The organism is Bacillus sp. FJAT-22090 (assembly GCF_007676755.1).
Lineage (GTDB): Bacteria > Bacillota > Bacilli > Bacillales_A > Planococcaceae > Psychrobacillus.
The window spans coordinates 33,003-57,902 of the sequence record NZ_VEBK01000017.1 but is presented as its reverse complement, the minus strand read 5'-3'; the positions used below and the strand labels follow the sequence as shown (position 1 = coordinate 57,902).

General features: G+C 33.9%; 25 protein-coding genes and 1 pseudogene. 3 read left to right on the top strand and 23 right to left on the bottom strand.

Going from position 1 to position 24,900, the window contains the following annotated elements; all coding sequences use genetic code 11:
- Positions 1 to 106 precede the first annotated feature (106 nt).
- From FS486_RS17465 to FS486_RS17380, 17 genes are all read right to left on the bottom strand, one after another.
- Positions 107 to 2,287: a DDE-type integrase/transposase/recombinase gene (locus FS486_RS17465; protein WP_144513311.1), complete on the bottom strand. Its 2,181-nt coding sequence runs from the start codon at positions 2,285 to 2,287 to the stop codon at positions 107 to 109.
- The gene (locus FS486_RS17460; protein ID WP_093496727.1) at positions 2,284 to 3,138 is read right to left on the bottom strand and encodes a TnsA endonuclease C-terminal domain-containing protein; all 855 of its coding nucleotides are present in this window, start codon (positions 3,136 to 3,138) and stop codon (positions 2,284 to 2,286) included. Before FS486_RS17460 ends, FS486_RS17465 begins: the two co-directional genes overlap by 4 nt.
- 716 nt (positions 3,139 to 3,854) lie before the next feature.
- Positions 3,855 to 4,667: a hypothetical protein gene (locus tag FS486_RS17455; RefSeq protein ID WP_144513310.1), complete on the bottom strand. Its 813-nt coding sequence runs from the start codon at positions 4,665 to 4,667 to the stop codon at positions 3,855 to 3,857.
- A complete protein-coding gene (locus tag FS486_RS17450) occupies positions 4,667 to 5,101 on the bottom strand; it encodes a hypothetical protein (RefSeq protein ID WP_144513308.1) in 435 nt (144 codons plus the stop codon). Before FS486_RS17450 ends, FS486_RS17455 begins: the two co-directional genes overlap by 1 nt.
- A gap of 658 nt (positions 5,102 to 5,759) precedes the next feature.
- Positions 5,760 to 6,296, bottom strand: coding sequence for a thiol-disulfide oxidoreductase ResA (resA, locus tag FS486_RS17440; protein ID WP_144513306.1), 537 nt, complete (start codon positions 6,294 to 6,296; stop codon positions 5,760 to 5,762).
- A gap of 37 nt (positions 6,297 to 6,333) precedes the next feature.
- Complete coding sequence (locus FS486_RS17435) at positions 6,334 to 7,044, bottom strand: cytochrome c biogenesis CcdA family protein (protein WP_144513304.1); 711 nt, start codon at positions 7,042 to 7,044, stop codon at positions 6,334 to 6,336.
- 60 nt (positions 7,045 to 7,104) lie between these two features.
- Positions 7,105 to 8,139 carry a flavin-containing monooxygenase gene (locus FS486_RS17430; protein WP_144513302.1) on the bottom strand — a complete coding sequence of 345 codons (1,035 nt, stop codon included), beginning with the start codon at positions 8,137 to 8,139 and terminating at the stop codon, positions 7,105 to 7,107.
- A 49-nt stretch (positions 8,140 to 8,188) separates the two neighbouring features.
- On the bottom strand, positions 8,189 to 8,605 hold the full coding sequence (locus tag FS486_RS17425) for a disulfide oxidoreductase (RefSeq protein ID WP_144513315.1): 417 nt from the start codon (positions 8,603 to 8,605) through the stop codon (positions 8,189 to 8,191).
- 13 nt (positions 8,606 to 8,618) lie between these two features.
- Positions 8,619 to 9,296 (bottom strand): DsbA family protein, encoded by a 678-nt coding sequence (locus tag FS486_RS17420; RefSeq protein ID WP_144513300.1) that lies wholly within the window; start codon positions 9,294 to 9,296, stop codon positions 8,619 to 8,621.
- A 28-nt stretch (positions 9,297 to 9,324) separates the two neighbouring features.
- On the bottom strand, positions 9,325 to 10,203 hold the full coding sequence (locus FS486_RS17415; protein ID WP_260858142.1) for a copper resistance D family protein: 879 nt from the start codon (positions 10,201 to 10,203) through the stop codon (positions 9,325 to 9,327).
- Positions 10,204 to 10,421: 218 nt separating this feature from the next.
- Complete coding sequence (locus FS486_RS17410) at positions 10,422 to 10,967, bottom strand: copper resistance CopC family protein (protein WP_186321500.1); 546 nt, start codon at positions 10,965 to 10,967, stop codon at positions 10,422 to 10,424.
- A 151-nt stretch (positions 10,968 to 11,118) separates the two neighbouring features.
- Entirely contained in the window at positions 11,119 to 11,766 is a 648-nt protein-coding gene (locus FS486_RS17405) for a CadD family cadmium resistance transporter (RefSeq protein ID WP_144513296.1), read from the bottom strand.
- A 156-nt stretch (positions 11,767 to 11,922) separates the two neighbouring features.
- Positions 11,923 to 14,364: a heavy metal translocating P-type ATPase gene (locus FS486_RS17400; RefSeq protein ID WP_395940885.1), complete on the bottom strand. Its 2,442-nt coding sequence runs from the start codon at positions 14,362 to 14,364 to the stop codon at positions 11,923 to 11,925.
- Complete coding sequence (locus FS486_RS17395; RefSeq protein ID WP_144513293.1) at positions 14,330 to 14,692, bottom strand: ArsR/SmtB family transcription factor; 363 nt, start codon at positions 14,690 to 14,692, stop codon at positions 14,330 to 14,332. Before FS486_RS17395 ends, FS486_RS17400 begins: the two co-directional genes overlap by 35 nt.
- 293 nt (positions 14,693 to 14,985) lie before the next feature.
- On the bottom strand, positions 14,986 to 15,180 hold the full coding sequence (locus tag FS486_RS17390) for a hypothetical protein (RefSeq protein WP_144513291.1): 195 nt from the start codon (positions 15,178 to 15,180) through the stop codon (positions 14,986 to 14,988).
- A gap of 12 nt (positions 15,181 to 15,192) precedes the next feature.
- On the bottom strand, positions 15,193 to 16,572 hold the full coding sequence (locus tag FS486_RS17385) for an NAD(P)-binding domain-containing protein (RefSeq protein ID WP_144513289.1): 1,380 nt from the start codon (positions 16,570 to 16,572) through the stop codon (positions 15,193 to 15,195).
- 103 nt (positions 16,573 to 16,675) lie between these two features.
- Positions 16,676 to 17,122, bottom strand: a complete 447-nt coding sequence (locus FS486_RS17380) for a MarR family winged helix-turn-helix transcriptional regulator (RefSeq protein WP_144513287.1) — start codon at positions 17,120 to 17,122, stop codon at positions 16,676 to 16,678.
- Positions 17,123 to 17,226: 104 nt separating this feature from the next.
- Between FS486_RS17380 and FS486_RS17375 the strand changes: the two genes are divergently transcribed.
- Positions 17,227 to 17,727 (top strand): GNAT family N-acetyltransferase, encoded by a 501-nt coding sequence (locus tag FS486_RS17375; RefSeq protein WP_144513285.1) that lies wholly within the window; start codon positions 17,227 to 17,229, stop codon positions 17,725 to 17,727.
- Positions 17,728 to 17,864: 137 nt separating this feature from the next.
- Entirely contained in the window at positions 17,865 to 18,323 is a 459-nt protein-coding gene (locus FS486_RS17370; protein WP_144513284.1) for a putative iron-sulfur cluster-binding metallochaperone, read from the top strand.
- A gap of 128 nt (positions 18,324 to 18,451) precedes the next feature.
- Here the strand turns inward: FS486_RS17370 and FS486_RS20330 are convergent.
- From FS486_RS20330 to FS486_RS17350, 4 genes and pseudogenes are all read right to left on the bottom strand, one after another.
- Positions 18,452 to 18,565 (bottom strand): annotated as a pseudogene (locus FS486_RS20330) (arsenic metallochaperone ArsD family protein); the annotation flags it as partial.
- 94 nt (positions 18,566 to 18,659) lie between these two features.
- Positions 18,660 to 19,079, bottom strand: coding sequence for an arsenate reductase (thioredoxin) (gene arsC / locus FS486_RS17360; protein WP_144513280.1), 420 nt, complete (start codon positions 19,077 to 19,079; stop codon positions 18,660 to 18,662).
- Positions 19,080 to 19,154: 75 nt separating this feature from the next.
- Entirely contained in the window at positions 19,155 to 20,465 is a 1,311-nt protein-coding gene (locus tag FS486_RS17355) for an arsenic transporter (RefSeq protein ID WP_186321499.1), read from the bottom strand.
- A complete protein-coding gene (locus FS486_RS17350; protein ID WP_144513277.1) occupies positions 20,465 to 20,809 on the bottom strand; it encodes an ArsR/SmtB family transcription factor in 345 nt (114 codons plus the stop codon). The genes FS486_RS17355 and FS486_RS17350 overlap by 1 nt, the downstream gene beginning before the upstream one ends.
- A 990-nt stretch (positions 20,810 to 21,799) precedes the next feature.
- On the opposite strand from FS486_RS17350, the gene FS486_RS17345 reads away from it, so the two are divergent.
- Complete coding sequence (locus FS486_RS17345) at positions 21,800 to 22,345, top strand: TVP38/TMEM64 family protein (RefSeq protein ID WP_144513275.1); 546 nt, start codon at positions 21,800 to 21,802, stop codon at positions 22,343 to 22,345.
- Positions 22,346 to 22,681: 336 nt separating this feature from the next.
- On the opposite strand, the gene FS486_RS17340 is transcribed toward FS486_RS17345, so the two are convergent.
- Positions 22,682 to 23,008: a four-helix bundle copper-binding protein gene (locus FS486_RS17340; protein ID WP_144513273.1), complete on the bottom strand. Its 327-nt coding sequence runs from the start codon at positions 23,006 to 23,008 to the stop codon at positions 22,682 to 22,684.
- A gap of 130 nt (positions 23,009 to 23,138) precedes the next feature.
- Positions 23,139 to 24,668 (bottom strand): multicopper oxidase family protein, encoded by a 1,530-nt coding sequence (locus FS486_RS17335; RefSeq protein WP_144513271.1) that lies wholly within the window; start codon positions 24,666 to 24,668, stop codon positions 23,139 to 23,141.
- Between the last annotated feature and the right edge of the window lie 232 nt (positions 24,669 to 24,900).

Below are 24,900 nucleotides of genomic sequence, written 5' to 3'. Positions count from 1 at the left end.
AGCTGCGTCCGATTTCGTATTGCCTTTTTCTATAAATCGAAGATTTTAATTTTCATGGGAGTACATTAGTAGGTTTTCGTTCAGATTCAGTACTGTTTCCCGCCAATTACATTTCCTCCTTGCCATCATGTTGAATAATTAGATTTAATAAGTAGTCTTCGTCTTCGTCTTCATCCACGCCATGATTAATTAAATCCGTCATCTCAACTACTTCTGTTTTGTATTTATGCTTGTTTCTTTCAAGAGTATTTCCCCAATGTTCTTTATCTCTCATTATTTCTTTCTCACTTTTTCTATTTTCCCTTATGTCTTTTAACTTGCCAGTTTTACTTTCATCTGGATTACTTATTTTGTTCGTATCCATTTTCTCTTGTTCCATAATCTTTAGAATTTGTGCATTCGTGTCAATATTTAACTGTCTTTGGGAAGTTCCGTTGAGAGCTTTATTAATATCCATAACGAACTGTTGCTCCTGGACTTCCTCTAGTCTAAATTGAGAATATCTTTTGTCAGCCTCTACTAATTGACACTTAACAAAGTTATTACCTTGCGTTTTCATATAAATATGTTGAACATCTCTTGGGTCATAATAAATGATTTCTTTCCATCTTTTGATTCTTGCCTTTTCGAACCACCCATTTTCCAAACAAAATCCACTTGTATACTTCATTTTATTAAATACTATTCCTTCTGCTGTGACGCTCGCTTCTTTTGAAGGCATTACATTTAATCTGATTAAATCTTTATCTACCTTTTTTAACAGGCCTGATCTATGTTGAAGTCCCCAACTCCATAAATTTAATGGTGTAGGAAGTAAGTTAACTTCCATCATTTCTCTCTGTAATGCATAGCCTTTTATTACACTATTATTATGTTCTAGTATAGTTAATACAATAATTCGCTCAAATGCTTTTAGTGATAGCTTTGCATCAAGTCTGTAATCTTTCCCCCCTCTTTCTTTAAAATCTTTATGCACAACCCCTGGCATCCAATGTTGTTTAATTCGTTCATTCAGGATTCTAAAGTGACGTTCAACGATTCCTTTTAAATCAGCTCTATACGGTGGAGTATTGATAATTTGTATGCCAAGTGACTCTACGAGATTATCTGCATTCTTACTCTCCATTTCTCCTCTATCTGCCTTAATTTTCTTCGGTAAATGTTCACATGGCCAATCGTCATCCTCAATATCTAGTTCAAGTTTTTTACAATACTCTTTTTTATTGGTTGCTGTATTTTCCAATGCCATCATTGCCGCTACCCATGATGGTCCTTCAAGACCAACATAAACACCGACAACCATTCTAGTAAAGACATCTTTTACAATATAAATAACTGGTCTGCCTATAATTCGAGAGCGATCGATTTCACTAACTAAATATATATCCCCAATCGTAGCATCAATCTCAAAAATATCACCGGGTCCTCCTGCTCTATTTGTCGCATCCCCTAGTAATGGTCGATGATTCAGATAATATTTACTTTCACCGCTCTTATTAATAATTTTTTCTTTAGCATTAAAGGTTGAATTATACCAATTTAAAAATTGACGATAATTTGGAACTTGATCATTTGGCAATGCAATAGGAACAACAGTTCCATTTACAGTCTTATATCCAGTAATATAATATTTTTGTATGATTTCTTCATATGCTTTTTTTAATGTTGTCTTTTTTTCTCTATAGAAATGTTTTATTCCAACTTGGAAAAGTTCTTTATCTGCTTCCGTGACATTAACCCCTTGAATCCCTAGCTCTATAGATAATTTTGAAGGCCGTCCTATCTTCTTATCTTTTAATTGTTTCGGTTTTCCTCTTCCCCCACTGTTGGCATATTTAGGCATCAATGAGTTAATTGTTTTTCCTCCTCGCCAGTATTCCCTTAATATCGAATAAATTCTCTTGCTACTTTTCCCTGTTTTACTTTTCATTTCACTAATCATCGATTTTAATATATCAGGATCATAAATATAAGGTTCTTTCTCAATATAATCTTTTATAATATCCCATCTTAGGTCCCTTGTTTTCTTATGTTTTTCTAAGTAATCTTGTTCTGGTGCATTCAACTCTTTATAGGGATCAAATTTTAAGATGGAAGCATACGGAGTCGTTAGTACTTCTTCCAATTCAGAAATTGATTTAAGAGTTGGAACGTGCGGTAGTTCCTTATCAATATTGAATAAAACAACAACATCTAGATCTGGCGATATCCAAAGAACCCTTTCAATGGAAATAGTCTCTAGCTCCCTATTTTTAAATTCAAGTAATATATTTAGACTAATCATCATGATACCCCTCCCATTCCTACGCTTTTATCGTTCATTTGTTTATCGAAAATTTCTATTCTCTCGGAAGGATTAATTAATTTGTTCATAATATCTGTTTGCCAAGTCTTATTTGCTAGTAAATATTTGATAATAAATAAGCATGAACCATATTCCAGTCCGAATATCTCATCATATTTCAATGCAAGATTTGATAATCCCATTTCTTCTGTCTTTATTGCTTTGTATAATCTAGGTTCCAATCTATTAATTAAGGCTAAATTAATATTAGGTCGATTATCCAAGGTCTTAGCATCATAAAACCAACCAATATTTTTAATAAAAATTTTAGGTATATCCGTTTCAGTTACAATCCCCCAATCCGTAATGCCTATTTCTTCAAAAAATATTTTTTCTATATCGAATTTTTCCAATTCTCTTACAGTCAGTTTATCGATTGGTTTAACACTTCTAACAACAGTTTTCTGTCCAGTTTGCGTTTGTACAATTAAATAAAAATCGGTTGTAATCACTTTTAACGGTCCCGTACTCCCATTTTCTCTAGGGTGTTCGACTCCGATTCTTTCTGCAATTTCTACAGTTCTTTTTAAAGGTAATAGTGGATATTGTTCCCTAATATCCAAAACGTAACTAGACCATTCTAATGTATAGAAATAATGGAGTTCAAAGTCCGAAAGAAAATGATGCTTGCGTAGTGTTTTCCACCCTAAATTTCTTGTTGCATAACCGTTGGAAGCAACATCTTGAATTTCCAACCAAGGTTTATAACCAGCACCTTCTCCTTGTCCTCTTCCTTCTTTTATCCATTTTTCAATTTTAGTTTCCGTTGAATTACTTCTTTTTCTCTTCGCCATTTTTACCACTCCATCTAATGTATAGGTTTTTATTTTTACATTTTTATATTTATTGGTTATTATGTAGATATTGAAACGTAACTGATTTGAGTTACTACATATAGTTACTTAATATAGTTACTATAAAAAAAAACTCTGCCCCAGTAGGGGCAGAGTTTAAAAATCTTTCAATTTGATATTTATAAATTTCATTTTTATTTTCAAGGAAGAACCCTCCAAATGGAAAAAGAGTTAAACTTGGAAACTTATACACAGTTTCCAACTTTTTTTACCTGTTTCCAACTTTTTTTGTCCATTTCCATCTTTTTTTGTACGTTTCCAACTTTATTTGTTCTATACAACTTGTGAAAATACAATAAAGTTGTATCCTAACTGATGCTCTAAGTGTCTTTATTAGGCTAGTCCAAGTTTAGTTTGGACAATAAAGTTGTATCCTAAAAACAACATCTTAATTTATGAAATTGTTTATTTGCAACAATAAAGTTGTATCCTAATTAAACAATCATTACCATTTTAAAAAAATGGGAAGGATTTATTAATAAGTCCTAATTATGCTGCTTTAATACTGACTCAATGTATTCTGATGATTCTGTTTCACCTTTTCTTATACATGTTCTAACGCCGGCTGTTTCCGCAACAATACGATATTAGTATCTGTCAAATCGCGATTTCCTTACTTTAGTTTGTTTCCACTAAAAGAATCGGTAGATGGTTACCTACCCTATTAGTCCCTGAAATGCGTGAAGTAATTGCCCACCTAAAGTGAACAACGTATTACCAGCACCTGCAATTTCATTAACAGTTCTTACTTTTTCCATTGCTGTTTTCACAATTACTTTTTTAGGCTTTACCGACTCTACTTCTTGAACTGCAGCCTCAATTAACTCCACCGTGTCCTCTTTATCTGATTCAGGAAAAGATGTATCATCAATTAAAGCTTGTGCGAACTTTTGTGCAATGTCCTTTAATTCCTCAACTTTAGTATCAATGTAAATTTGATTGGCACTAATTGAAGCTTGTCCTTCAGCATGGTTGAGCTGTCCTTTAAAATCTCCTATATTGAATTGAGTGCTTGTTTTTCTATCCAAACCCATATCTATCGCCATCTCTCCCAAATAAGATACAATGTGGTCAACAAGGGGTTTCACAACTTGATTATGAAAGTTATCGCATGACTCTTGAATTTTTCTACCGTACCCTATGGTAATTCCATGATAACTCACATTATTTTCTGATATATAGTTAAGTAATTGAAAGATGAAAGCAATTTCTTCTGATGTGCGTATAGGTAACCTTATATTGTCATGATATCCTCTCTTCTCCAAAGTACCAACAATATCAAATTTGACAGTGTTATTATCTAAAATATAATTTTTGATAGTTGGGCATTCTTCAATAAAAATTAGAAATCTATTTAAATTATCTATTGCATCATCAATGTCAGAATTCAAATACCTACTTGCAACTTTTCTAAAATTGAGTGATAACTTCTTGTATTCTTTTTCTGGAAGTTGAACTTCTTTACTCATTAATTCACCCCACAAAACGGGCAGTAAACATTTGATACCTTCTGGTCAAGGTATACTTTAATTGTTTTGTCGCAACAATGTAATTCAATTTGCTCCAAATCTTCATTTTCCGTTAATAATTTTGGTGATTCTTCTTTTGGTTTCTTAACGTTAAAAGTCACTCCAGACCCTTTCACTTTTCTACTCGTCTTTTTGAAAGATTTATAGATTTCTTGCTCCAGAAAATTCATTGCAAGTGTTTCAGCGTGTTCAATAACGTCTTTCGGTAAAAAGCTTGAACTTTCACCAACCAACCCACAAGAAGGACAAAATAACTCTAATGTATCTTCAGCATCAATATCTCCTGCTGAAGCTTTAAATCTCTCCTTACAATGTGAGCATTGAAGGGAATAATAACCCTCGCTATCAGTAGGTATATCAATTTTAAATTCCATTATTACACCCCCATACTATTAGAATTAATATAACATTAAACTGTAATCATTTGGAGTACAATAAATATTTATCAAAGAAAAACTCTTTCCTTTTTCTCTGATAAGTTAAAAGAACACCTTCCCGAAGATAACGTTTCATGGCTCTCCCAAAAATACTGTTGATATTTTTTTAAAAATAAATAGGAACATTAGCCACTACCTCTAATAATTATTATACTTCCAATTTATTTAATAAAATTATTTTGTTCAAGAATAAGTTGCCAAGTAATAGACAATAAATGTTGTATATTGGAGGGAGAGATATTTACGCTAAAAAAAATTGATGATAAAGTAATTTATTGCTATAGCTGTCGCAAAAGGTCCTTATATACATGTAGGGATATGAACAATAATAGTGGCGTAGAGAGTCATTGTAGTGAATGTTTATTTATTTGGTTCGAATGGCAAAATAGAGCAGTAGAGCTAGAAAAAGAAAAATGGCTTGAATATAATGGTGGAATAGTAAATAAAACTAATGATAACTATCAAATTTTTAGAGAACAACATTGATCAAACTCAATTCATTCTCTTACGTTGTTTTATGATATAACGAATAGCCAAAAGAGGCGGTGACTAAATCTTAAGATCAACTTAGTCACCACCTCTTTTTAATTAAAAATCATCCTGGCATAATTTGCTCCATATATTCTTTAATCGCTTCTTCACTCATCTCACCAGTAATTATTTTCTCTATTTTGCCCTCTGGATTCACAAGAAAAGTAGTTGGTAATGGATTAATATTGTATGTTTCCATTACACTCTTATTATGATCGATTAAAACAGGAAAAGTTAATCCTAGTCTATCTATAAACTTTTGAACAGCAAAATCAGACTCACCTATATTTACAGCTAATATTTGAAGACCCTCGTCTTTCACCTCATGATATTGTTGATCCATTAGAGGAAACTCTCTTTCGCACGGTTTACACCAAGTTCCCCAAAAGTTTAAAAAGACTCCTTGACCTCTATAATCCGATAATTGATGTTTTTCTCCATTCATATCAGTTAGTACAAAGTCAGGGGCTTCATCTCCCACTTGAAGTACACTGTTTTTCTCTTTCGTTAAGTTAGAATAAATGGTGAAGCTTATTATTCCTACCATTAATACTAAAAGTATTAGACGCATATAAAATCTTTTTTTCTTCTTATTTTCCATAGTTTCCAACTCACCTTTCTGAATAAGTTAAATGGCATTAAAATCCTGTAAAATCACCAAAAAAAGGAGTCAAAAATGCAATAATTTTTGTCATCATATCGAAATACAGTAGTATCCCCATTACAATCATTAAGGACCCGCCTATTTTCATAAACAACCCGCTTCTATTTTGAAGAAACTTCATCTTCCCTATAAACATTGACATAATTAGAAATGGAATAGAGAAACCGAGGACATAGAATAGCATATAGAGCATTCCTCTTTCAGGGTCAGACACTCCTAAAGCAATGACACCTGCTAGTATAGGTCCTGTACATGGTGTCCATCCAGCAGCAAATCCCATACCTATTAAAACGGAACCTATATAACCTTTAGGTCTTTTTTTAAACTGGACTCTTTTCTCTGACAATAACAAATCAAATTTAAATATCCCAAGAACTACTAAACCAAAAAACACGATTATGATTGCACCTATTTGTCGTAGTAAATCCTGATATTGAATAAAAATCGTTCCTATAAAAGAAGTCGAGAAACCTAAAGCCATGAAGATGGCTGAAAAACCTAGTAAAAACAGAAGGGTATGTACTAATGCCTTCTTATTTAACATTCCTTTTTCTTCTTTAAGTTCATTTAGAGATACCCCGGTAACATAGGAAAGAAATGCAGGGTAAAGAGGTAATGAACAAGGGGATATAAACGATAATAATCCTGCCCCGAAAGCCAGTAATAAATTTAATTGTTCAAACAAATCATTTCACCTATCTTTCGTCTCGAGCATTTATTTAACAACTCGGCAACTTCAATTTAATTAACTGTTTAAATGGTTCATAATATACTTCGCATCCTCACCAACGCCTTGCAAAAGGGAAGAACCTCTTCTATACTGCCAAGGTAGACCCAAGAGGTACAATCCTTTGACCACAGTCAAGCCTCTATTATGTTTCACCATCCCATTGTAATTGTATATATCATCAATATCTAACCAGGGATAATTTTGTATGAAACCAGTAGCCCAAATGATATTGTCAACTTGAAGTTTAGTATTGTCCTTAAAAAACGCATGGTTATTTTCTATATTTATTACTCTTTCTTTTAGCGTGACTTCCCCTTCTTCTATTGCTTTTTTTAGTTCGTATCCAAAGATAGGATCCCCGTTTCCCTGAATTTTTTTTCCTATGACTGATCTATTTGTAGCTTTTAAAACCCCAAATTTATCAAACCACCAGAAAATACTTTTATTACCCAAAATTAAAGGTAAAAATCGCAATTTCTGACTTACCGCTAAGAAAGTTTCTTTTTCAGCAGCAAGTTCAACTGCAATCTGAGCACCACTATTCCCACCACCAACTATCAGTACATTACCTGAATTTAATTGAGAAGGATTTTTATATTCAGATGAGTGTAGTTGAACAACATTCTTGCTAATCTTTCTTGCAAAATCGGGAATACGTTTATGTTGAAATGGACCTGTTGCTATGATTATATTTTGAGCTGTTAAAGTACCCTTATTTGTGTCGACCGAAAAAACATCGTTACTTTGGGATACCTTTAAAACTTCCGTATTGTATTCAATAGGTAGCCCGAATTTAATGGCATAACTTTCTAGGTAGCTAGCAATTTCGTCTTTAGATGGAAAGCCCTGTCCATCCCCTTCAAGTTGTAGTCCTGGAAGAGAGCTATACATTCTAGAAGTAAATAATGTAAGAGAATCATATCTATTTCTCCACACATCACCTGTTTTGTTGCACCGATCTAGCATTATAAAATTTTTATTACTTTCTTTTAAATAATATCCCATCGCTAATCCAGCTTGCCCTGCACCTATTACTATTGTGTGATACATTACAAAATCCCCCTATAAGGTTTGTTGTAAAAAAGTCTCGTTCAAGTTATTATTTGGATTTTTTTAAGAACAAGTAAATCATGCTAATAGTTATTAAAGTAAAAGCAGTTAAAGCTAAGAATGGAATTGTTACAAAACCAAACCAGTTAATATATTCCGCACTGCATGGAACTCCGCTTACGCAAGGTCTTATTCCACCGAACCCTGGAACCTTTTGCTCAAGGTAATGGAATAAAGAGATCAAACCGCCAACTATAGACAGAGGTAATACAAATTTCTTCACGGAAATATCACTTTGGAAAGTTCCAATACCTAAAATAACTACAAGTGGGTACATGAAAATTCTTTGGAACCAACAGAGATCACAAGGTATAAAACCTTTTATTTCACTAAAATAAAGACTTCCTAACGTAGCTATAATAGATACGAGCCATGCAAAGTATAGCACCCATACTTTTTTTCCCATTTTGTTAGGGGATTTACTCATTTTTAGAACCCTCAAGTTCACGATCAATAACTTCTTTTATCGCTTCATAATCAAACGGGTCCTCCATTGTAATACCATTGATGTTAATAGTAGGCGTTTGAGATACGTTATGTTTGGTGAACAACTCTTTATCAATATTCACTTGTTCTGACGTTAACTCTTGTTCAATATCCTGTTTCAACTGCTCTTGATTGATCGAAGGCGTTCCTTTTGCAACTTCTAGAACTTTTTCAGTTGTTATCCATGCCGCATCATGATTTTCCGTTGGTTGAGCTTCGAACAAAGATTTATGGAAATCCCAATAAACAGTTGGGTCCTGTTTAAATACTGATTCAGCTGCCATAGACCCTAATACAGACTCTTTTCCATGGAACAAGACATTTATATAAGAGAATTTCACATCTCCTGACAGGACGTAATCTTGGACTAGCTGAGGATAAACCGTTTCACCCCATGCTTTACATGAAGGACATTTAAAATCTCCGAATTCAACCACGGTCACTGGTGCATTTTCTTGTCCAAGTACCGGTTGTCCAGATAAATCGACTTCTTCTCTTTGTATTTCTGACTCATCCGGTGTTTGATTGCTAATCAATATTGTGATCATTGCTATTAATGCAATTGAAACAACCGTTAAAATTACTGTGAATTTCATATTTGACTTATTCATAATTAACACTTCCCATTTGATTTTTTTGTTAATAGACAACACTATTCATGAGACCTAAGTATAGAGATACTATACATAAGACACTCATTATAAATGCCACTACAGAAGGTGCCTTCTTAACGAATACGGCAACTGTAAGGATTAAAAAAACAATAGTTAGTATAAAAAATAATGATCCAATTAAGTTGATATCCAAGCTAGCATCGATTGGTTTAGTAATTACTCCGTTATGCAACGCTCTAAAAATACTAGGTAAACCACCACCAGATACGGTTGATTCAATACTATGGGGTGGTTCTTGCTGACCTAGAACGGCAGTCGCAGTGAAAACTAATAAAAGTAATGCACTTTCCGCTTTAACCCAGGGAAGAGGATTTATTTTAGGATCCAATCCAATTCTTTTTCTCATCCAAATTCCGTTAATAAAAGCAAAAATGATTATAGGAATAATTATTATGTGTTTGATGAGTAATGCTTGTCCATAAGGTAAGAGCCATGAATTTGCATACTCATTAAAATCTTGAACCAAAGTCATTAGGAATAGTCCAGTACCCGCTATGACTAGCAAACACAAGATAGCAATTGGTGTAAACCACTTTAAAAACATTGTCCAGTTACGATGGTTTACAGAGAACCAGCTAACAACAATTAAAATTCCGACCCAAATGGTCACTGCCAGAAAATGAAGAGTATGGGCGATAAACCCACTCCACTCTGTTAAGGATGCAGAATGACTTGCCCAGCCCAGTGACAAAATAAGGCCTAGTGTAAATAAAATAGATACTAGAATGTGCTTTTTATTTGTAAAGACTAAAAATATAGATACATATAGGTAAAAAATAAAAGCTAGGAAAAGAGTAAATGTCCATGCCCGACCAACTTCAAAACCAGCTATAACATTTTGCATAGTTAAACTTAATCCGATATCCTCGTAGAGAAAGAGGACAAGTCGTATAATGGGGAAAAGTGATAAAACTACAATCCCTAGGATAGAAAATTGTAACCACCTCTTACTGACACTTATGGAAGGTTTATTATTTATAGGTATTAATGCGATAATAAATGATCCCATTAAGAGAGAAAAACAAAGATATAAAAGTGTTTCCGAAAAGTAAATCCAAAGCATTAATTTTTCCCTCTCTTCAATAACCAAAAAGTTGTGCCTAACGCTATTACCATTAATAACACAACGCTTACGACCATAATGGCGTTCAAATTGGAAGTTTGATTTTCATAAATAATGCCTTGAGCAGGGCTACTTGTACTAATATTCCTATCAATCACAATTGGGGGGGAGGAAAGTTCCGGAACAGTGTCAGTTGAAGTAGCTACACTAAATGAATACGAATTTTCAATTGGATGTCCATCTTCTCCAATAATTTTCCATGAAACTATGTATGTCCCATCTTCCAGGGGAGAACTCAAGGTTCCAATCATATCTTTCTCTTTAACAATTGATTCTGCTAATGATACTTCCTGGCCATTTTCTTTAGTAATTTTAAATGTACTGGTGTCTTCAATTGTTGTATTAAAAGTTAGCGACAAGGTGGATATATTCTCTGTTACAACTTCTCCATCTTGAGGAACAGAACTCTCAAGACCAGAATGTGCTAAAACTAATGGTGTGAATGTGAATAATAGAAGTAAGAGTAAAACACATATCTTTTTCATTGTAATTCCTCCTGATATTGTCCCCATAAATTATATCAGTAATAACATTTCATTCAAACATTCATTAGACTATAATATTGACGAAATATTGTCTGAATTTATTTCACTAACCCTGGGAAGTCAAAAAGGTTTTTTAGATAAATTAACTATCTTAATTAAACAGGTTCCAAAGTGTAGTTAATGTTTCATTCTCTAACATGATATATATACCTAGACCAACAAAGACAAGAGGGATAATCCATCTTCCATACTTCTCTAATGTCTCAGATACATATTTGAACGCAGCCAATCTATATCCAATAAAGCACCAGATAGCCACCATTACTAAAAAGACAATAACCGTGCTTATCAATTCGCTTGTATTTAGAGTAGAAAAGTAAGGGACATAAATTCCAATATTGTCTCCACCATTAGCAAATGTAATAAAAGCTACACTCAGAAAGATTTTATTAAATCTACCTGAGTTTAAACTAGAGATGATAGACATTTCATCTTCATCTTCTCCTTTGATAAATAACTTAACTCCTAAATAGATTGGTATTAGCCCCAGAATTCCAACCCATTTCTCTGGAATTAATGTAACACCAAAAGTTCCCAACAAGCTAATTGCTACTAACAGAATAAAGCCTACATATTGTCCAATAACTATATCCTTCGGAAAGATTGAATTCTCTACAATACTGTCTTTATTCTTTTTACCTTGCGTCTTTGCTTGGGAGAAAAGTAGCATTAACACAAAAATATCATCAATATTTGTTACGATAAACGCTCCAATCGCAGAAATAATAATTATAGCCATTTGTTACATCTCCTTTGGTTAATTTGAATGTTAATATGTATCTGTATAAACAAACCGAGGATAGAATTATCTCGTTTGATTAAGGAAGAAAATTATTTTGAAATCCTTCAAGTATAAAAAACAGGGCTTTCCTATTCATAAGGAAAGCCCTTCCCTCTATTCTTTCACACGCATCAAACGTAAACTATTTAATGCTACTAGGATTGTTGCCCCCATATCAGAAAGTATGGCAATCCAAAGTGTTAACCAACCCGGAATAACCAAAAGTAAGGCAATAACCTTAATCGCAATAGCAAAGAAAATGTTAGCTTTAATAATATTTAGTGTTTTACGGCTAAGTTTCACCGTAAAAGGAAGCTTTCTTAAATCATCACCCATAAGTGCTACATCAGCTGTTTCCAATGCTGTATCTGTACCAGCACCACCCATTGCAATCCCAACAGTGGATGCAGCTAGTGCCGGAGCATCATTAACACCGTCACCTATCATTGCTACGTTGCCGTATTCGGATCTCAATTGTTTTATATAATCCAACTTATCCTGCGGCATTAACTCTGCTTGAATTTCAGATACTCCAACATGACTTCCGATTGCATTCGCCGTACCTTTGTTATCACCTGTAAGCATAATTGTTTTTTTGATTCCAAGTTGATGTAGCTTTTGAATTACCTCTTTACTAGATTCACGAACTTCATCTGCAACAGCAATGATTCCAAGAACCTCTTTCTTTGTTCCAATTACCATAGCTGTTTTGCCTTGATTTTGGAGTATTGTAACGGTTTCCTCTAAGTTCTTATCAAAATTTGAAATAGTTAATTCCTTAAAAAGTTTTGGGCTTCCAATATAATAGGAAGTTCCGTTGACTTTACCCGTGATCCCTTTGCCTGTAATGGAAGAGAAGTCCTCTACCACGACATTGGAATAGGAGATATTAACCTCTTCTGCTTTTTTCATGATCGCTGATGCAAGGGGATGTTGTGAGCGATATTCTAATGCCGTAACAATCGATAGTAATTCTTTTTCATCTGTTTTATTATTTAATACATTAAAATCTGTAACAACTGGGACACCTTTTGTTAATGTACCCGTTTTATCAAATGCAATAGCTTTTAACGCACCCATTTCTTCTAGATAAATACCACCTTTAATAAGCACCCCTTTTTTGGCTGCATTCCCTATTGCAGAAACAATCGAAATAGGAGTGGAAATTACTAATGCACAAGGACAACCAACAACAAGAACAGATAAACCTTGGTAAATCCAAGTTTCCCAACCACCATCAAAGAGTAATGGAGGTACTACAGCAACTAGGGCTGCTATTACCATAATAATTGGGGTATAATATTTCGCAAATTTATCAACAAAAGCTTGAGCGGGCGCACGTTCACCCTGTGCTTCTTCCACAAGGTGAATAATTTTAGATATCGTTGTGTCTTCTACAAGTTTGGTAATCTTAACCTCAAGTAAACCCTCTTCATTTAATGTCCCTGCAAAAACTTCATCATGGATTGTCTTAGCAACTGGGACTGATTCTCCTGTGATAGCTGCTTGGTTTACGGCTGAATAACCAGAAACAACCATTCCATCCATTGCAATCTTTTGTCCGGGTTTGACAATCATAATGTCACCAATTGCAATGTCTTCCACATGAATCATTATTTCTTGGCCATTTCTTCTTACAAGTGCTTCTTTTGGAGCAATATCCATCAACGAACGGATAGATTGTCTTGCTTTATCCATCGAGTAACGTTCAAGTGCTTCACTAATGGCAAAGAGAATTACAACTACAGATGCTTCAGCCCACTCGCCTATTATTGCTGCACCTATAACCGCCACAGTCATCAAAGTCTTCATATCAAAGTCAAAGCGAGTTAAGTTTTGGAAACCTACCTTGAATAAAGAGAAACCACCAATCACAATGGAAGCAACAAATAATAAGGAAGTGATGAGGTTATCCTCACCATTTACGAATTGAGACAGATATCCAAATACGATGAATAGTACAGCGTACAACAAAGTACTATGCTTTTTGTAGAATGGAACTTTCTTTTCTGTCGGTACTTTACCCTTTTCAGAAGTTGTAGATGCGTAACTAGGTGTATTTATAGATACTTTTAGGTTTTCAAAAGCACCAGCCTTTTCTAATTCTTCAATTGAAGCCTCACCAGTGACAGAGATTTTAGATGCTCCAAAATTTACTTTTGCGTCTTGAACACCAGGTATTTCTTTTACATTACGTTCAAATTTTCCTGCACAGTTTGCACATGAAAAACCTTCTACTCGATAAACAGTATCTCCATCAGTTGGCATAGGTATTTTTGACAATTGCTGTTGACGTTTTGGTTTTTCAGAGGCTACTTTAAGATTTTCAAAAGCACCAGCCTTTTCAAGTTCCTCAACGGTTACTTCTCCGTAAACAGAGATTTTGGATGCACCGAAGTTTACTTTTGCATCTTGAACTCCAGGAAGTTCCTTAACGTTTCTTTCAAACTTTCCTGCACAGTTTGCACATGAAAAACCCTCAACACGATAAACACTTTTTTCTTCCAAAGATTTTGTAGTTTCACCCAACTCCAACAACCTCCTTCTGATGTTCATACGCTAATTTTATTAGTTGTTTTACATGTTCATCATCCAATGAATAAAACACTAGCTTTCCTTCTTTACGATATTTTGCTAAACCAAGATTTTTTAGTAATCTTAAATGATGCGAAGCTGTTGCAGTGGTAGAGCCAACAATGTTTGCCACATCACAAACACATAGTTCTTCCAAGGACAATGCATATGCAATTTTAATTCTAGTATCGTCTGATAATGCCTTAAAAATTCTGGCAACTTCTAAATGATTTTGACCCGAGAGCTGATTTTGGACACTATTCACTTTACCTTCATCTATACAAGTTACTTCACATACGTCTTTATTCAAATTAATTCTCCCCTTATATTCAAACGTTTATTTGATTGTTATATTTATTATATTCACCTTTATTCAAATGGTCAAATGAATATTTGAATTATAATAAAAAAATTCTCCTATCCCTCTAAAAATGGAAGATTTTTGTAAACATCTTTTTTCTACGAAAACATCAAAAAAATTATAAAAGAAAAAAGTTGAAACCTATACAACCAAAAACACCGTTCAAGTTATGAGCGGTGTTGTTTGTTTTCACACACTAATTAAGTTTTCTAATTACCTATTCGGTAAAATGAGAACTCTTTCTACTTTAATATATCTATAGCCTGTAAAAAATTGCAGTAACTATCTTTTCCATAAATATCATAATTATTTTTAAAAAAGTGATTAACCATATAGTCTTGTGCTTGTTCTAAAGAAAAAGATTTGGCTTCTCTAACCAGTTTTAGGTAGGAAATAAAGTATTCTTTAGACAAATTAGCACCATTATTTACAGTCACGTAACTTCACCTCTAACATTTAGATACTTCCGCCCCACAACATGATTGGTCAATTTCTTTTGTTGTTAAATTAACACTACACACACCAGTTTGCGGCAAATCAAGTTCTACCTTTCTAGCCGATTCAAAATCACCAGTCAAATGGGCCACAATAGATCTAGCTTGTTCATAACCAGTAGCCATTAAGAATGTTGGAGCTCGACCATAACTTTTCATTCCTACTATATAGAAGTCTTTTTCCGGTTGTCTTAATATCTCTTCTCCATGAGGTCGAACAGTACCGCAACTGTGAAGGTTTGGATCAATTAATGGAGCAAGTGCTTCGACGCTTTCTGTAGCAGTATCTGTGTTTAGTCTGATTTCTCTTTCAAATGAGAAGTCTGGGCGGCTGCCTGTGTTAGCTATGATTTCATCAACAGGAGAAAGTGTTTCTTCGCTACCTTCTGATTCCCCAGTGATTGCGATTCCAGCGTTTGTTTTATTTATTTGATGAATAAAGAATGGGGTATAGACTTTTACTTGACCGACATCAACTAGTTGATGAATACGGCTTCCCAACTCCCCCCTTGCTTCGAGAGCGTCTTTATCTTCTCCGCCATAAGCATCTTCTACGCTTTTCTTTCGCATAATCCACGTAATTTCCACATCATCATCTAACTGTGATAATTCTAAAATCGTGTTTATGGCTGAATGACCTCCACCAACAACAGCAACTCTTTTGCCTTTGTATATATCCTTATGCTCCCCTTTAATATCTGGGATTCCATAATATATATGTTGTTTCAATTCTTTTTCTTCTTTTGTCCATATGCTGTCTGCATTTATTGGATTTGGTTGTGACCAAGTTCCTGTAGCATCAATAACTGCCCTTGCTTCAATTCTTTTGGACATCCCGTTTTGTTCAACGTATAAAACAAAGGAAGATTTATCTCGGTTAGCAGACTTCATTTTATCTAAGCCTTTTTTACTGATTGAAACAACCTTCGTATTCAGTGATAGATAGGGTTTTATTTCAGGTACATTTGCTAAAGGTTTCAAATAATCGTTAACTAATTCACTTCCCAATGGAAGGTTATCTAAAACAGGTACTTTCCAAGCATGATTTTCTAGAATTATTTTAGCTATCTTATCAATATTGTATTGCCATGGCGAGAATAATCGTACATGTCCCCACTTGAGAATATTACTTCCTACACTATGACCTGACTCGATTAATATAAAACGTTCACCGATATTAGCTAGATGGGCAGCCGCTGCTAAACCTACAGGACCAGCACCTATAATCGCTATCGGTAATTCCTTGTTTGGAGATTTTGCTACATCTAAATTTATTTTCGCACTAGGTACACAGCATCCACCAGTGTTTCCTTGTTTCAATTCAAAGTTATTCATCTTCTTACCTCCATAAAATTTTAGTTGTAGTACCAATATTAATGCTCTCATTAATTGCATTTTGCAAGTAATGTATATTTTTTTAAGCAAGACTTAATCTTGCTTAAAGTAGAGGTGTACAGCAAACACTTGATTTGGACATAGCTTGATTTAGTAATTTAATAGAACGAATAACTGTTTCTCTTTCGAATTCGTTCATATGCGAGAATACTTCCTCTAAATAAGCATTCATCGATTCGTCAATGGTTGTAGCGACAAATTTACCTTGTACTGTAAGGGATAAAATATATACCCTTTTGTCTGCTGAGGAAGGTGTTTTCTTTACTAATTCCATTTTAATGAGAGTCTGGACTTGCCGGCTAAAAGTCGTTATATCCATTGCTATCGTTTCTGCAATCTGTTGCATGGATGGTGATGATTGTTTATCTATTTCATAAAGAATGTGACTTTGTACGGATGATATATCCACGGCTCCAATTGAACAACAATTTTTATTAAGAAGTCCAAACCTACGAGTAAGCAATTGAAATAGTTCACGTTTGTTTTCCATGTTTTCACCTCTTCTATAATATATACACCATTTACTTGCAATGTGCAACAAATAACATTAAAATTTCATTAAATACTATTTACTTTTTGATTGGAGGAATAAGCATGAATATATTAATTAGAAATGCTAAAAAAGAGGATTGGGCTGAAATTAAGTATATTTATGAAGCTGGCATTTCCACGGGTTTAGCTACTTTTGAAACCCAAGCACCCTCCACATATGAACAATGGATTTTAAAAGCCCATTCTGAATGTATTCTAATTGCACATGACGAAAATCTAATATTAGGTTGGTGCAAAATAAGCCCCATATCAGATCGTTCAGCTTATGCAGGTGTTGGCGAAGTTAGTGTCTATGTGCATCCCAAAGCACAAGGGAAAGGCGTCGGCGATTTTCTTTTGAAAAATTTAATCCATAAGTCTGAGGAGCAAGGTTTTTGGACTTTACAAGCTTCAGTTTTTTCGGAAAATAATAGTAGTATTTATTTGCATGAGAAAAATGGTTTTAGAGAAGTAGGATTTAGAGAAAAAATAGGGAAGTTAAATGGTGTATGGAAAGATAATGTTTTGTTAGAGAGAAGGAATTCAGTAGGATTAGATATATAGCCTTGAAAACAAAACGCTATGTTATCTTATATCTGCAATCATAGTGAACTGTTTCACATAAACTAACGCAGCAGTTTAGTTCAATAATGGGTGTTATAATTTACATATTAGAGAAATCGAAATTGGGGGCAGAGAAAATGACTGATTGCTGTGTTACAAATGAAAAAATCGCTGAAAGTATTGGTTCTGAGTTATGTCCATCCTGTAATACAAAAGGGAAAAAAGTAAAAATAATTACTTTAAAATCAAGACTGAAACCGACTGTTTTAGATACGTTGAATCCAGACTTAACTCATTACTTTTGTTTAACCGAGGATTGTGTTGTTGTGTACTTTGATACATATAAAAAGACGTACTCAACATCTGAAGTTAAGGTTTCTGTTTACCAAAAAGATAACTCACCTACTGTTCCCGTCTGCTATTGTTTTGATTGGACAAGAGAAAAAATTACAAAGTATGTTGAAGAGGGAATTGGTTCAAAGCCATTGGAACACATTCGTCAAAATGTTAAAGAAAATCGATGTGGTTGTGAGGTAAATAACCCTCAAGGTAGTTGCTGTATGGGGAATGTGACAAAATTTATAAAAAGTTTTTAAATAATAAACATTTTTTTACGAACGAGTGCTTTAGTTGAATATTCGTCTTCCAAAATAATCTACTTTACTTGCCCCCTTTTGATCAACTTTTTTCAAAAGGGGACTATAATTTTTCTATTAGAATTAGCATTTATAGTTGTGTTTAAATCAATCTTTATTCCAATTAATTCTGGGTCCAAACTTGGTCCACAAACTCCAGTCGAACAACACATAGCCGGATCAAAATTTTCTACTTTTTTCATGCCTTAAAACCTTCCTGCATAATATCAAATAAGCATATACTTATATCTCAGCGAAAAGAGAACCAAGAGAATATTCTCTTGGTAATAGTAATAATCATTCGCCTGTCTCAGCAAAACGCTTGATTCTTTCTCCGACTTCATCACGAACTCGTTGGAAGGTAGCCCACTTCTCTTCAACAGTTCCCTCTGCTTTTGCTGGATCTTCAAAGCCCCAGTGAGCACGTTTTACGTTTGGTGGTGTCATTGGACATTTATCCGCAGCATCACCGCAAAGAGTAACTACAAACTCCGCATTATTTAGCGTCTCCATATCAATGATATCTGAAGTCTGATTAGAAATATCGATTCCAATCTCATACATCGCTTTAACAGCATTCGGGTTTAAGCCATGTGCTTCAATACCTGCACTTAGAACTTCCCACTCATCACCTAAATATTTTTTCCCCCAACCTTCTGCCATTTGGCTTCTGCATGAATTACCTGTACATAAAAAGTATAGTGTTTTTTTTGTCATAGTAAGAAATCTCCTTTGGTTTCGTCTTTATAAAAAGTATTGTTTATTTTGAATTACACTAATTGATTGTTCATATTAGAAAAACGATAACGAAATATATAGGCCTAATAATGTAATAAATAGAATTGGAACTGTTAAAACAATACCTGTTTTAAAATAAGTACCCCATGAAATTTTTACGCCTTTTTGAGATAACACATGAAGCCATACCAATGTTGCAAGTGAACCGATTGGAGTGATTTTTGGTCCTAAGTCTGATCCAATCACGTTTGCATAAATTAGTGCTTCGCGAATTGTTCCAGATGTGTTCGTTTCTGCAATCGCTAATGCATCAATCATCACTGTGGGCATGTTATTCATTAAGGATGAAAGGAAGGCTGCGATGAAGCCCATCGACATCGTCGCTATGAATAGTCCCTGTTCTGCAGCTACTTCAATAACGCCAGCTAACACACTTGTCAGTCCTGCATTCCCAAGTCCGTAAACAACCACATACATACCGATGGAGAAAAATACAATATTCCATGGAGCTCCTTTTATAATTGTTCTCGTATCGACAGCACTACTTCTTCTTGCCATGATAATAAAGAATATTGCTATTAATCCAGCTACTATGGAAACAGGAACTTGGATGAATTCGCTACTAAAGTAACCGATAACTAATATCGCAAGTACATACCATGAAAGATGAAACATTTTTATATCTTTAATAGCTTCTTTTGGTTCTTTAAGTTTTGATAAGTCATATGTCCTTGGAATGCTTTTTCTAAAATAAAATAATAATACGCTGATTGTTGCTATCAGAGAAAATAGGTTAGGAATAATCATTCTCGAAGCATATTCCACGAAACCAATATTAAAGAAATCAGCGGATACAATGTTAACTAGGTTACTAACCACGAATGGTAGCGAAGTTGTATCTGCTATAAATCCACTAGCCATGATAAATGGAAAAATCATTTTTTCATTAAAGTTCAAATTCCGAACCATTGCCAAAACAATTGGTGTTAATATTAACGCAGCTCCATCATTCGCAAAAAATGCAGCAACGACAGCCCCTAACACACTCACATAAATGAACATCTTAATTCCATTACTTTTGGCAGCTCTTGCCATGTGTAGTGCAGACCATTCAAATAAACCAATCTCATCTAAAATCAAGGAAATAAGAATAATTGCGATAAAGGACAATGTGGCGTTCCAAGTAATGTCTACTACTTCTACGACATCACCAAAGTCCACTACCCCTACCAATAACGCTATAATTGCTCCACCACAAGCAGACCAACCGATATTCAACCCTTTTGGTTGCCATATAACAAAGACAAGCGTAACTAAGAAAATCAATGACGCTAAAATAACTGGTGACAAAATACTAACCTCCATTATTCACATGAGATACGTAATCCCTGTTTTTCTAATTCCTGTAGTTTAAAATCTTGATTTGGAAGATGTTGAATTAAGCTCTGTAAAAACGGAAGAACATCACTTTCTTGGTTTAATGAATAGATAATCCATTGACCTCTTCTTGTTTCTCGTACCAATCCAGCATCTTTTAATTTCCTTACGTGCTGACTAATAGCAGGCTGACTTACTTTAAATATTTCAACAAATTCACACACACAGTAATCGTGCGTATTTAACATTTTGAGCATAGTTAGTCTTGTTTTGTCCCCTAACAACTTCAATATTGTTGCGGCTTTTTCTATTTCAACAGTAGATAATTCCACTTAAGAACACCTCCTTATATAATTAATATTATTAGTGTATAATGATTTACTTATATAATATTCCACTTATATGTACTTTGCAACTTTTTTTATAACAAATTGTAACATAGGGAGTGAGAAGTAAACGACGACGCTTTGACAAAGGTGATAAATCATTAATTATCTTCCCCCTATTTCCAAATTCCAAACGGTTCACCTTCTTCTATAAACATATCTAAATTTTTTATACATCTCCTATACTGAAAATCTTGAACAGACTCGACTATTTCATTTGAACGCTTTATTACAAATGGAAAAATATTCACATAAAAAAATCGTATTCAAAAAAGTAATTTTTGAATACGATTTTATAATTAGTCTGATTTTTTATCTTTCCATGTCTCTTCAGTATCAAACTTTAATGTAAAGTTACCAACTATAATAGCAGCAACGAAATACGGACGTTTCAAAAAACTTTAATTTACATTATAGTTAGTAACCCAATGTTATGGTTTTAACTTTAAAAAATTTCGGAAAACGAATATTTAACTAAATCTCCCGTTCATCCAAGTCCAAGAAAATTTACCCACGATTACGCCACCTACTAGAGAAAATTTATTAGAAGATAAGAAAAAAAGTTGCCCTGGCGCCCCATAATTTTTAACTAAAGCACACCCAAAATCTTAAGGAAAAAATTTCTTCATTTCATAATAGCTCCTTTATAAAGAGTAAGCTGCGAATATCTACAAACACCTGATTCACTTTGATGCACTCCCCTCTTAACATACCTTTGTTCCCTTCCTTTATAAGGAGATAAACCTTCATCTCGTCTATCTGATATTTTATTTTATCGGATGTGTTTTAAATGACGTATAACAAGATTTAATCTCCATAACTTCTCCTTATTTCTTCTATATTATATATTAGTACAAAAGGAAGGAGTATCCTCTTCATTATGGAGTGACTATATTAGTAAATACTTAAAACATTATCATAGGTGGTTAATAATCTGTGAATGAATCGATAACACTCATTTCTTTAATGAGTACAACAATCAAATTTATACTATTACTTTTCTTGAACTTGGGGATTGGTGCAATTGGCTTTATACCAAGTTTCTTTGTTACCGCTATCAACATAGACTCCTTGGGTTTATTGCTTGGTGTCATCCTTACATTTACTGGAGAGATTTTTGGTGCAATTATCGGTTTTCATATGTATCGATGGGGGTTTTCTAAAATTAATCCTGGTTGGCTAAGTCATACAATTTTTAAAACCATAAAAAATAGTTCTCCCATGCATGTGTTCATACTAATTATTCTATCTCGAATTCTACCACTTATTCCATCTGGGTTAGTTACCGCAGGTGCTTCTTTAACAACCATTACTGGGTGGCGTTTTATGTCTGCAAGTTCAATCGGGAAAGTACCTGCAGTTGCCATAGAAGTAGCTATAGTCTTTGGAGTTCTTCAAAAAATCTCTATTAATTATTTTTACGGTGTCATAATCTTGTTATTAGTTACATTTACAACTTTTTGGATTATAAAGAAAAGGTAAATGAATGTTAGTTAATGAATTTTATTTAAAGTTAGATATTTATCGATATTTTACTACACAGCTTTGTTTTCTTTTAAAAAAACTGACAGTCTCTATAAACACAATAATCTAGGTTGTACCTTCATATATAACACAAAGATAAAACTAGTCGTATGGTTTCTATTCGTTATGATTATTTCGACAATTGTATATTTAGTCTTTTAATATATCTTTTAACAAATAGACAGCTCGAATTGGAATATTACTCTCTTAAATAATTTTATGGCTACCGCTAAAGCCATGTAGTTTAACTTTTTGCAGTAGCCTTATATTTTTTAATAATCTCCCTAAATTTCCTTATGCACTCATTTGACGACATGCTACAGCACATTTGCGGCAAGACTCAGCACATCTTTGGCAATGGTCATGTTCGTGTTTAGCACACTCTTCTCCACAGCGTTCACAAATTTCTGCACAAAGTTGGCATATTTCTTTCACAAAAGGACTGTTCGAAGTTATCGCTTGTATCGCAAAGGCACAAGCATCTGCACAAGCGCGATCTAATCGTATACAATCGACCATCATCTTAACATCGTCTTCTCTTAAACAAGCATCAAAACATGTGTTACAAGCCTTTAGACATTCCATACAAGCTTTAAGACATTCTTCATATTTCTGATTCATGAAATTCCTCCTAGGTATTAATATTTGCAATCAGTATTAATATTCCCATAAGGTATTAGTTCAAACAGAAAAATGAGAACTCCTTAGAAAATCCTTATTTTTATAACTCTTATGTAAGAGTAATATACATTTACTCTATTTTTACTTGTCCCATCATTCCATTCTCTTCATGTTCAAGAACATGACAGTGGAACATATATACACCTTTGTTATTAAATTTAACGGCTAATTTCACTGTTTCTCCTGCATCAATTGCAACAGTATCTTTCCAGCCTTGTTCGTTTACTGGGGGTTCGTTTCCATCAACTGAAATCATTTTAAACTGTGTACCATGAATGTGGAATGGGTGTGTCATTCCGCCCATTCCATCAGGTTTATTATAAATTTCCCATATTTCGGTAACACCTTGTTTTTGTGTAAAGTCAATTCGATTTATATCAAATTTCTTACCATTAATGGTCACCATAGCACCCATTCCGAAAAGTTCAAGTTTTTTTGTAACAGGTAAATTTCTTTCTTCATCTGTAACAGCAAAATTATTTAAAGCTTTTGGTAAATCACTTGAATTTGTTTTCTGTTCTTCAATTTTAAATGGTAAGAGGTTTGTATCCTCCTCATTAATTAACGCTATATCACTTGAGGATTCATACTTTGAAAAATCAATGATAATCTCTGCACGTTCACCGGGTGTTAACGTTATTTCCTTCATTGTTGTTGGGTCATTTACGAAACCACCATCTGTAGCGATTTGTTGAAATGAATCTCCTGTATTTAATTTAAAAGAATAATTACGTGCATTTGAACCATTTAATAAACGTAATCTAACTTTTTCTTTACCTACCGTTAGTTTAGGATTCAATGTTCCATTTATTAATAAAGTATCTCCTATTGTTCCATCTTCATTAATTACTGCTTGGTAATCGAATTGCTTCTCCTCATTAAATTGTCTATCTTGGAAAACTAATGGAAAATCATTGATCCCATATTCTTTTGGCAAATCTAGATTTTTCGAATTTTCATCCTCCACATAAATTAAACCAGCTAATCCTTTATAGACTTGCTCAGCTGTAGCACCTTCAGGATGTGGATGGAACCAAAGAGTGGAAGCCTCCTGATTAACAGTAAATTTTACATCTTCTGATTCACCTGGTTGTAGAATTTGATGTGGACCACCATCACCTTCACCTGGAATATCTACACCATGCCAGTGAAATGTAGTTGGTTCTGATAAATCATTGTTGGTTCTAAATGTTACTGTTTCATCTTTTACTATTTGAATAATAGGCCCTAAAAATGAACCATTATATCCATATGTTTCGGTTTGAACATCTTCGTAAAATTCGGTTTCTCCTTGCTGAGCTGTAATATCTACTACTCCATCCTTTGATTCAATTAATGGTGGAAGTATTAGTTCATTTTCTCCAGTTGAATCGTTTAATGCCAAAGGGTTTGAATGGCTATCATGACCGTTTTCCATAGATCCCATATCTTCATCGCTCATATCGGAATGATCCATTCCTTCCATATTCGACATTTCTTCTTCAGTCATATTAGCATTATCCATTCTTGTATTTTTGTCAGAAGAATTACTTGCACTACATCCTCCAATCATTAAAATGCTTACCGACAATGCTGAAACAACCCACATTTTGTATTTCATCTTCATTCTCTCCTATTAATTTATTTAATATATTGGCAGTTTATCAATTAAATATGGAAAATTTATGGAGGTATTTGCTTATGCTAAGTGGACGCCGGTGAAATCGATAATACACAGGAAGAAATTAATCGTACAATTTCAGTTCTAGCATAAGCTGTTTCAGACCTATTACAAGATCAATCTAACAATCTAGTATCACATGGAGGACTTTAAGATATCAAAATGAAATGCA

Bases quoted from the DNA above. Each gene is read 5' to 3' on its own strand.
- FS486_RS17465 (WP_144513311.1), bottom strand. From the start codon at position 2,287: ATGATGATTAGTCTAAATATATTACTTGAATTTAAAAATAGGGAGCTA.
- FS486_RS17460 (WP_093496727.1), bottom strand. From the start codon at position 3,138: ATGGCGAAGAGAAAAAGAAGTAATTCAACGGAAACTAAAATTGAAAAA.
- FS486_RS17455 (WP_144513310.1), bottom strand. From the start codon at position 4,667: ATGAGTAAAGAAGTTCAACTTCCAGAAAAAGAATACAAGAAGTTATCA.
- FS486_RS17450 (WP_144513308.1), bottom strand. From the start codon at position 5,101: ATGGAATTTAAAATTGATATACCTACTGATAGCGAGGGTTATTATTCC.
- resA (WP_144513306.1), bottom strand. From the start codon at position 6,296: ATGGAAAATAAGAAGAAAAAAAGATTTTATATGCGTCTAATACTTTTA.
- FS486_RS17430 (WP_144513302.1), bottom strand. From the start codon at position 8,139: ATGTATCACACAATAGTAATAGGTGCAGGGCAAGCTGGATTAGCGATG.
- FS486_RS17425 (WP_144513315.1), bottom strand. From the start codon at position 8,605: ATGGGAAAAAAAGTATGGGTGCTATACTTTGCATGGCTCGTATCTATT.
- FS486_RS17420 (WP_144513300.1), bottom strand. From the start codon at position 9,296: ATGAATAAGTCAAATATGAAATTCACAGTAATTTTAACGGTTGTTTCA.
- FS486_RS17415 (WP_260858142.1), bottom strand. From the start codon at position 10,203: ATGCAAAATGTTATAGCTGGTTTTGAAGTTGGTCGGGCATGGACATTT.
- FS486_RS17410 (WP_186321500.1), bottom strand. From the start codon at position 10,967: ATGAAAAAGATATGTGTTTTACTCTTACTTCTATTATTCACATTCACA.
- FS486_RS17405 (WP_144513296.1), bottom strand. From the start codon at position 11,766: ATGGCTATAATTATTATTTCTGCGATTGGAGCGTTTATCGTAACAAAT.
- FS486_RS17400 (WP_395940885.1), bottom strand. From the start codon at position 14,364: ATGAACATCAGAAGGAGGTTGTTGGAGTTGGGTGAAACTACAAAATCT.
- FS486_RS17385 (WP_144513289.1), bottom strand. From the start codon at position 16,572: ATGAATAACTTTGAATTGAAACAAGGAAACACTGGTGGATGCTGTGTA.
- FS486_RS17380 (WP_144513287.1), bottom strand. From the start codon at position 17,122: ATGGAAAACAAACGTGAACTATTTCAATTGCTTACTCGTAGGTTTGGA.
- FS486_RS17375 (WP_144513285.1), top strand. From the start codon at position 17,227: ATGAATATATTAATTAGAAATGCTAAAAAAGAGGATTGGGCTGAAATT.
- FS486_RS17370 (WP_144513284.1), top strand. From the start codon at position 17,865: ATGACTGATTGCTGTGTTACAAATGAAAAAATCGCTGAAAGTATTGGT.
- arsC (WP_144513280.1), bottom strand. From the start codon at position 19,079: ATGACAAAAAAAACACTATACTTTTTATGTACAGGTAATTCATGCAGA.
- FS486_RS17355 (WP_186321499.1), bottom strand. From the start codon at position 20,465: ATGGAGGTTAGTATTTTGTCACCAGTTATTTTAGCGTCATTGATTTTC.
- FS486_RS17340 (WP_144513273.1), bottom strand. From the start codon at position 23,008: ATGAATCAGAAATATGAAGAATGTCTTAAAGCTTGTATGGAATGTCTA.
- FS486_RS17335 (WP_144513271.1), bottom strand. From the start codon at position 24,668: ATGAAATACAAAATGTGGGTTGTTTCAGCATTGTCGGTAAGCATTTTA.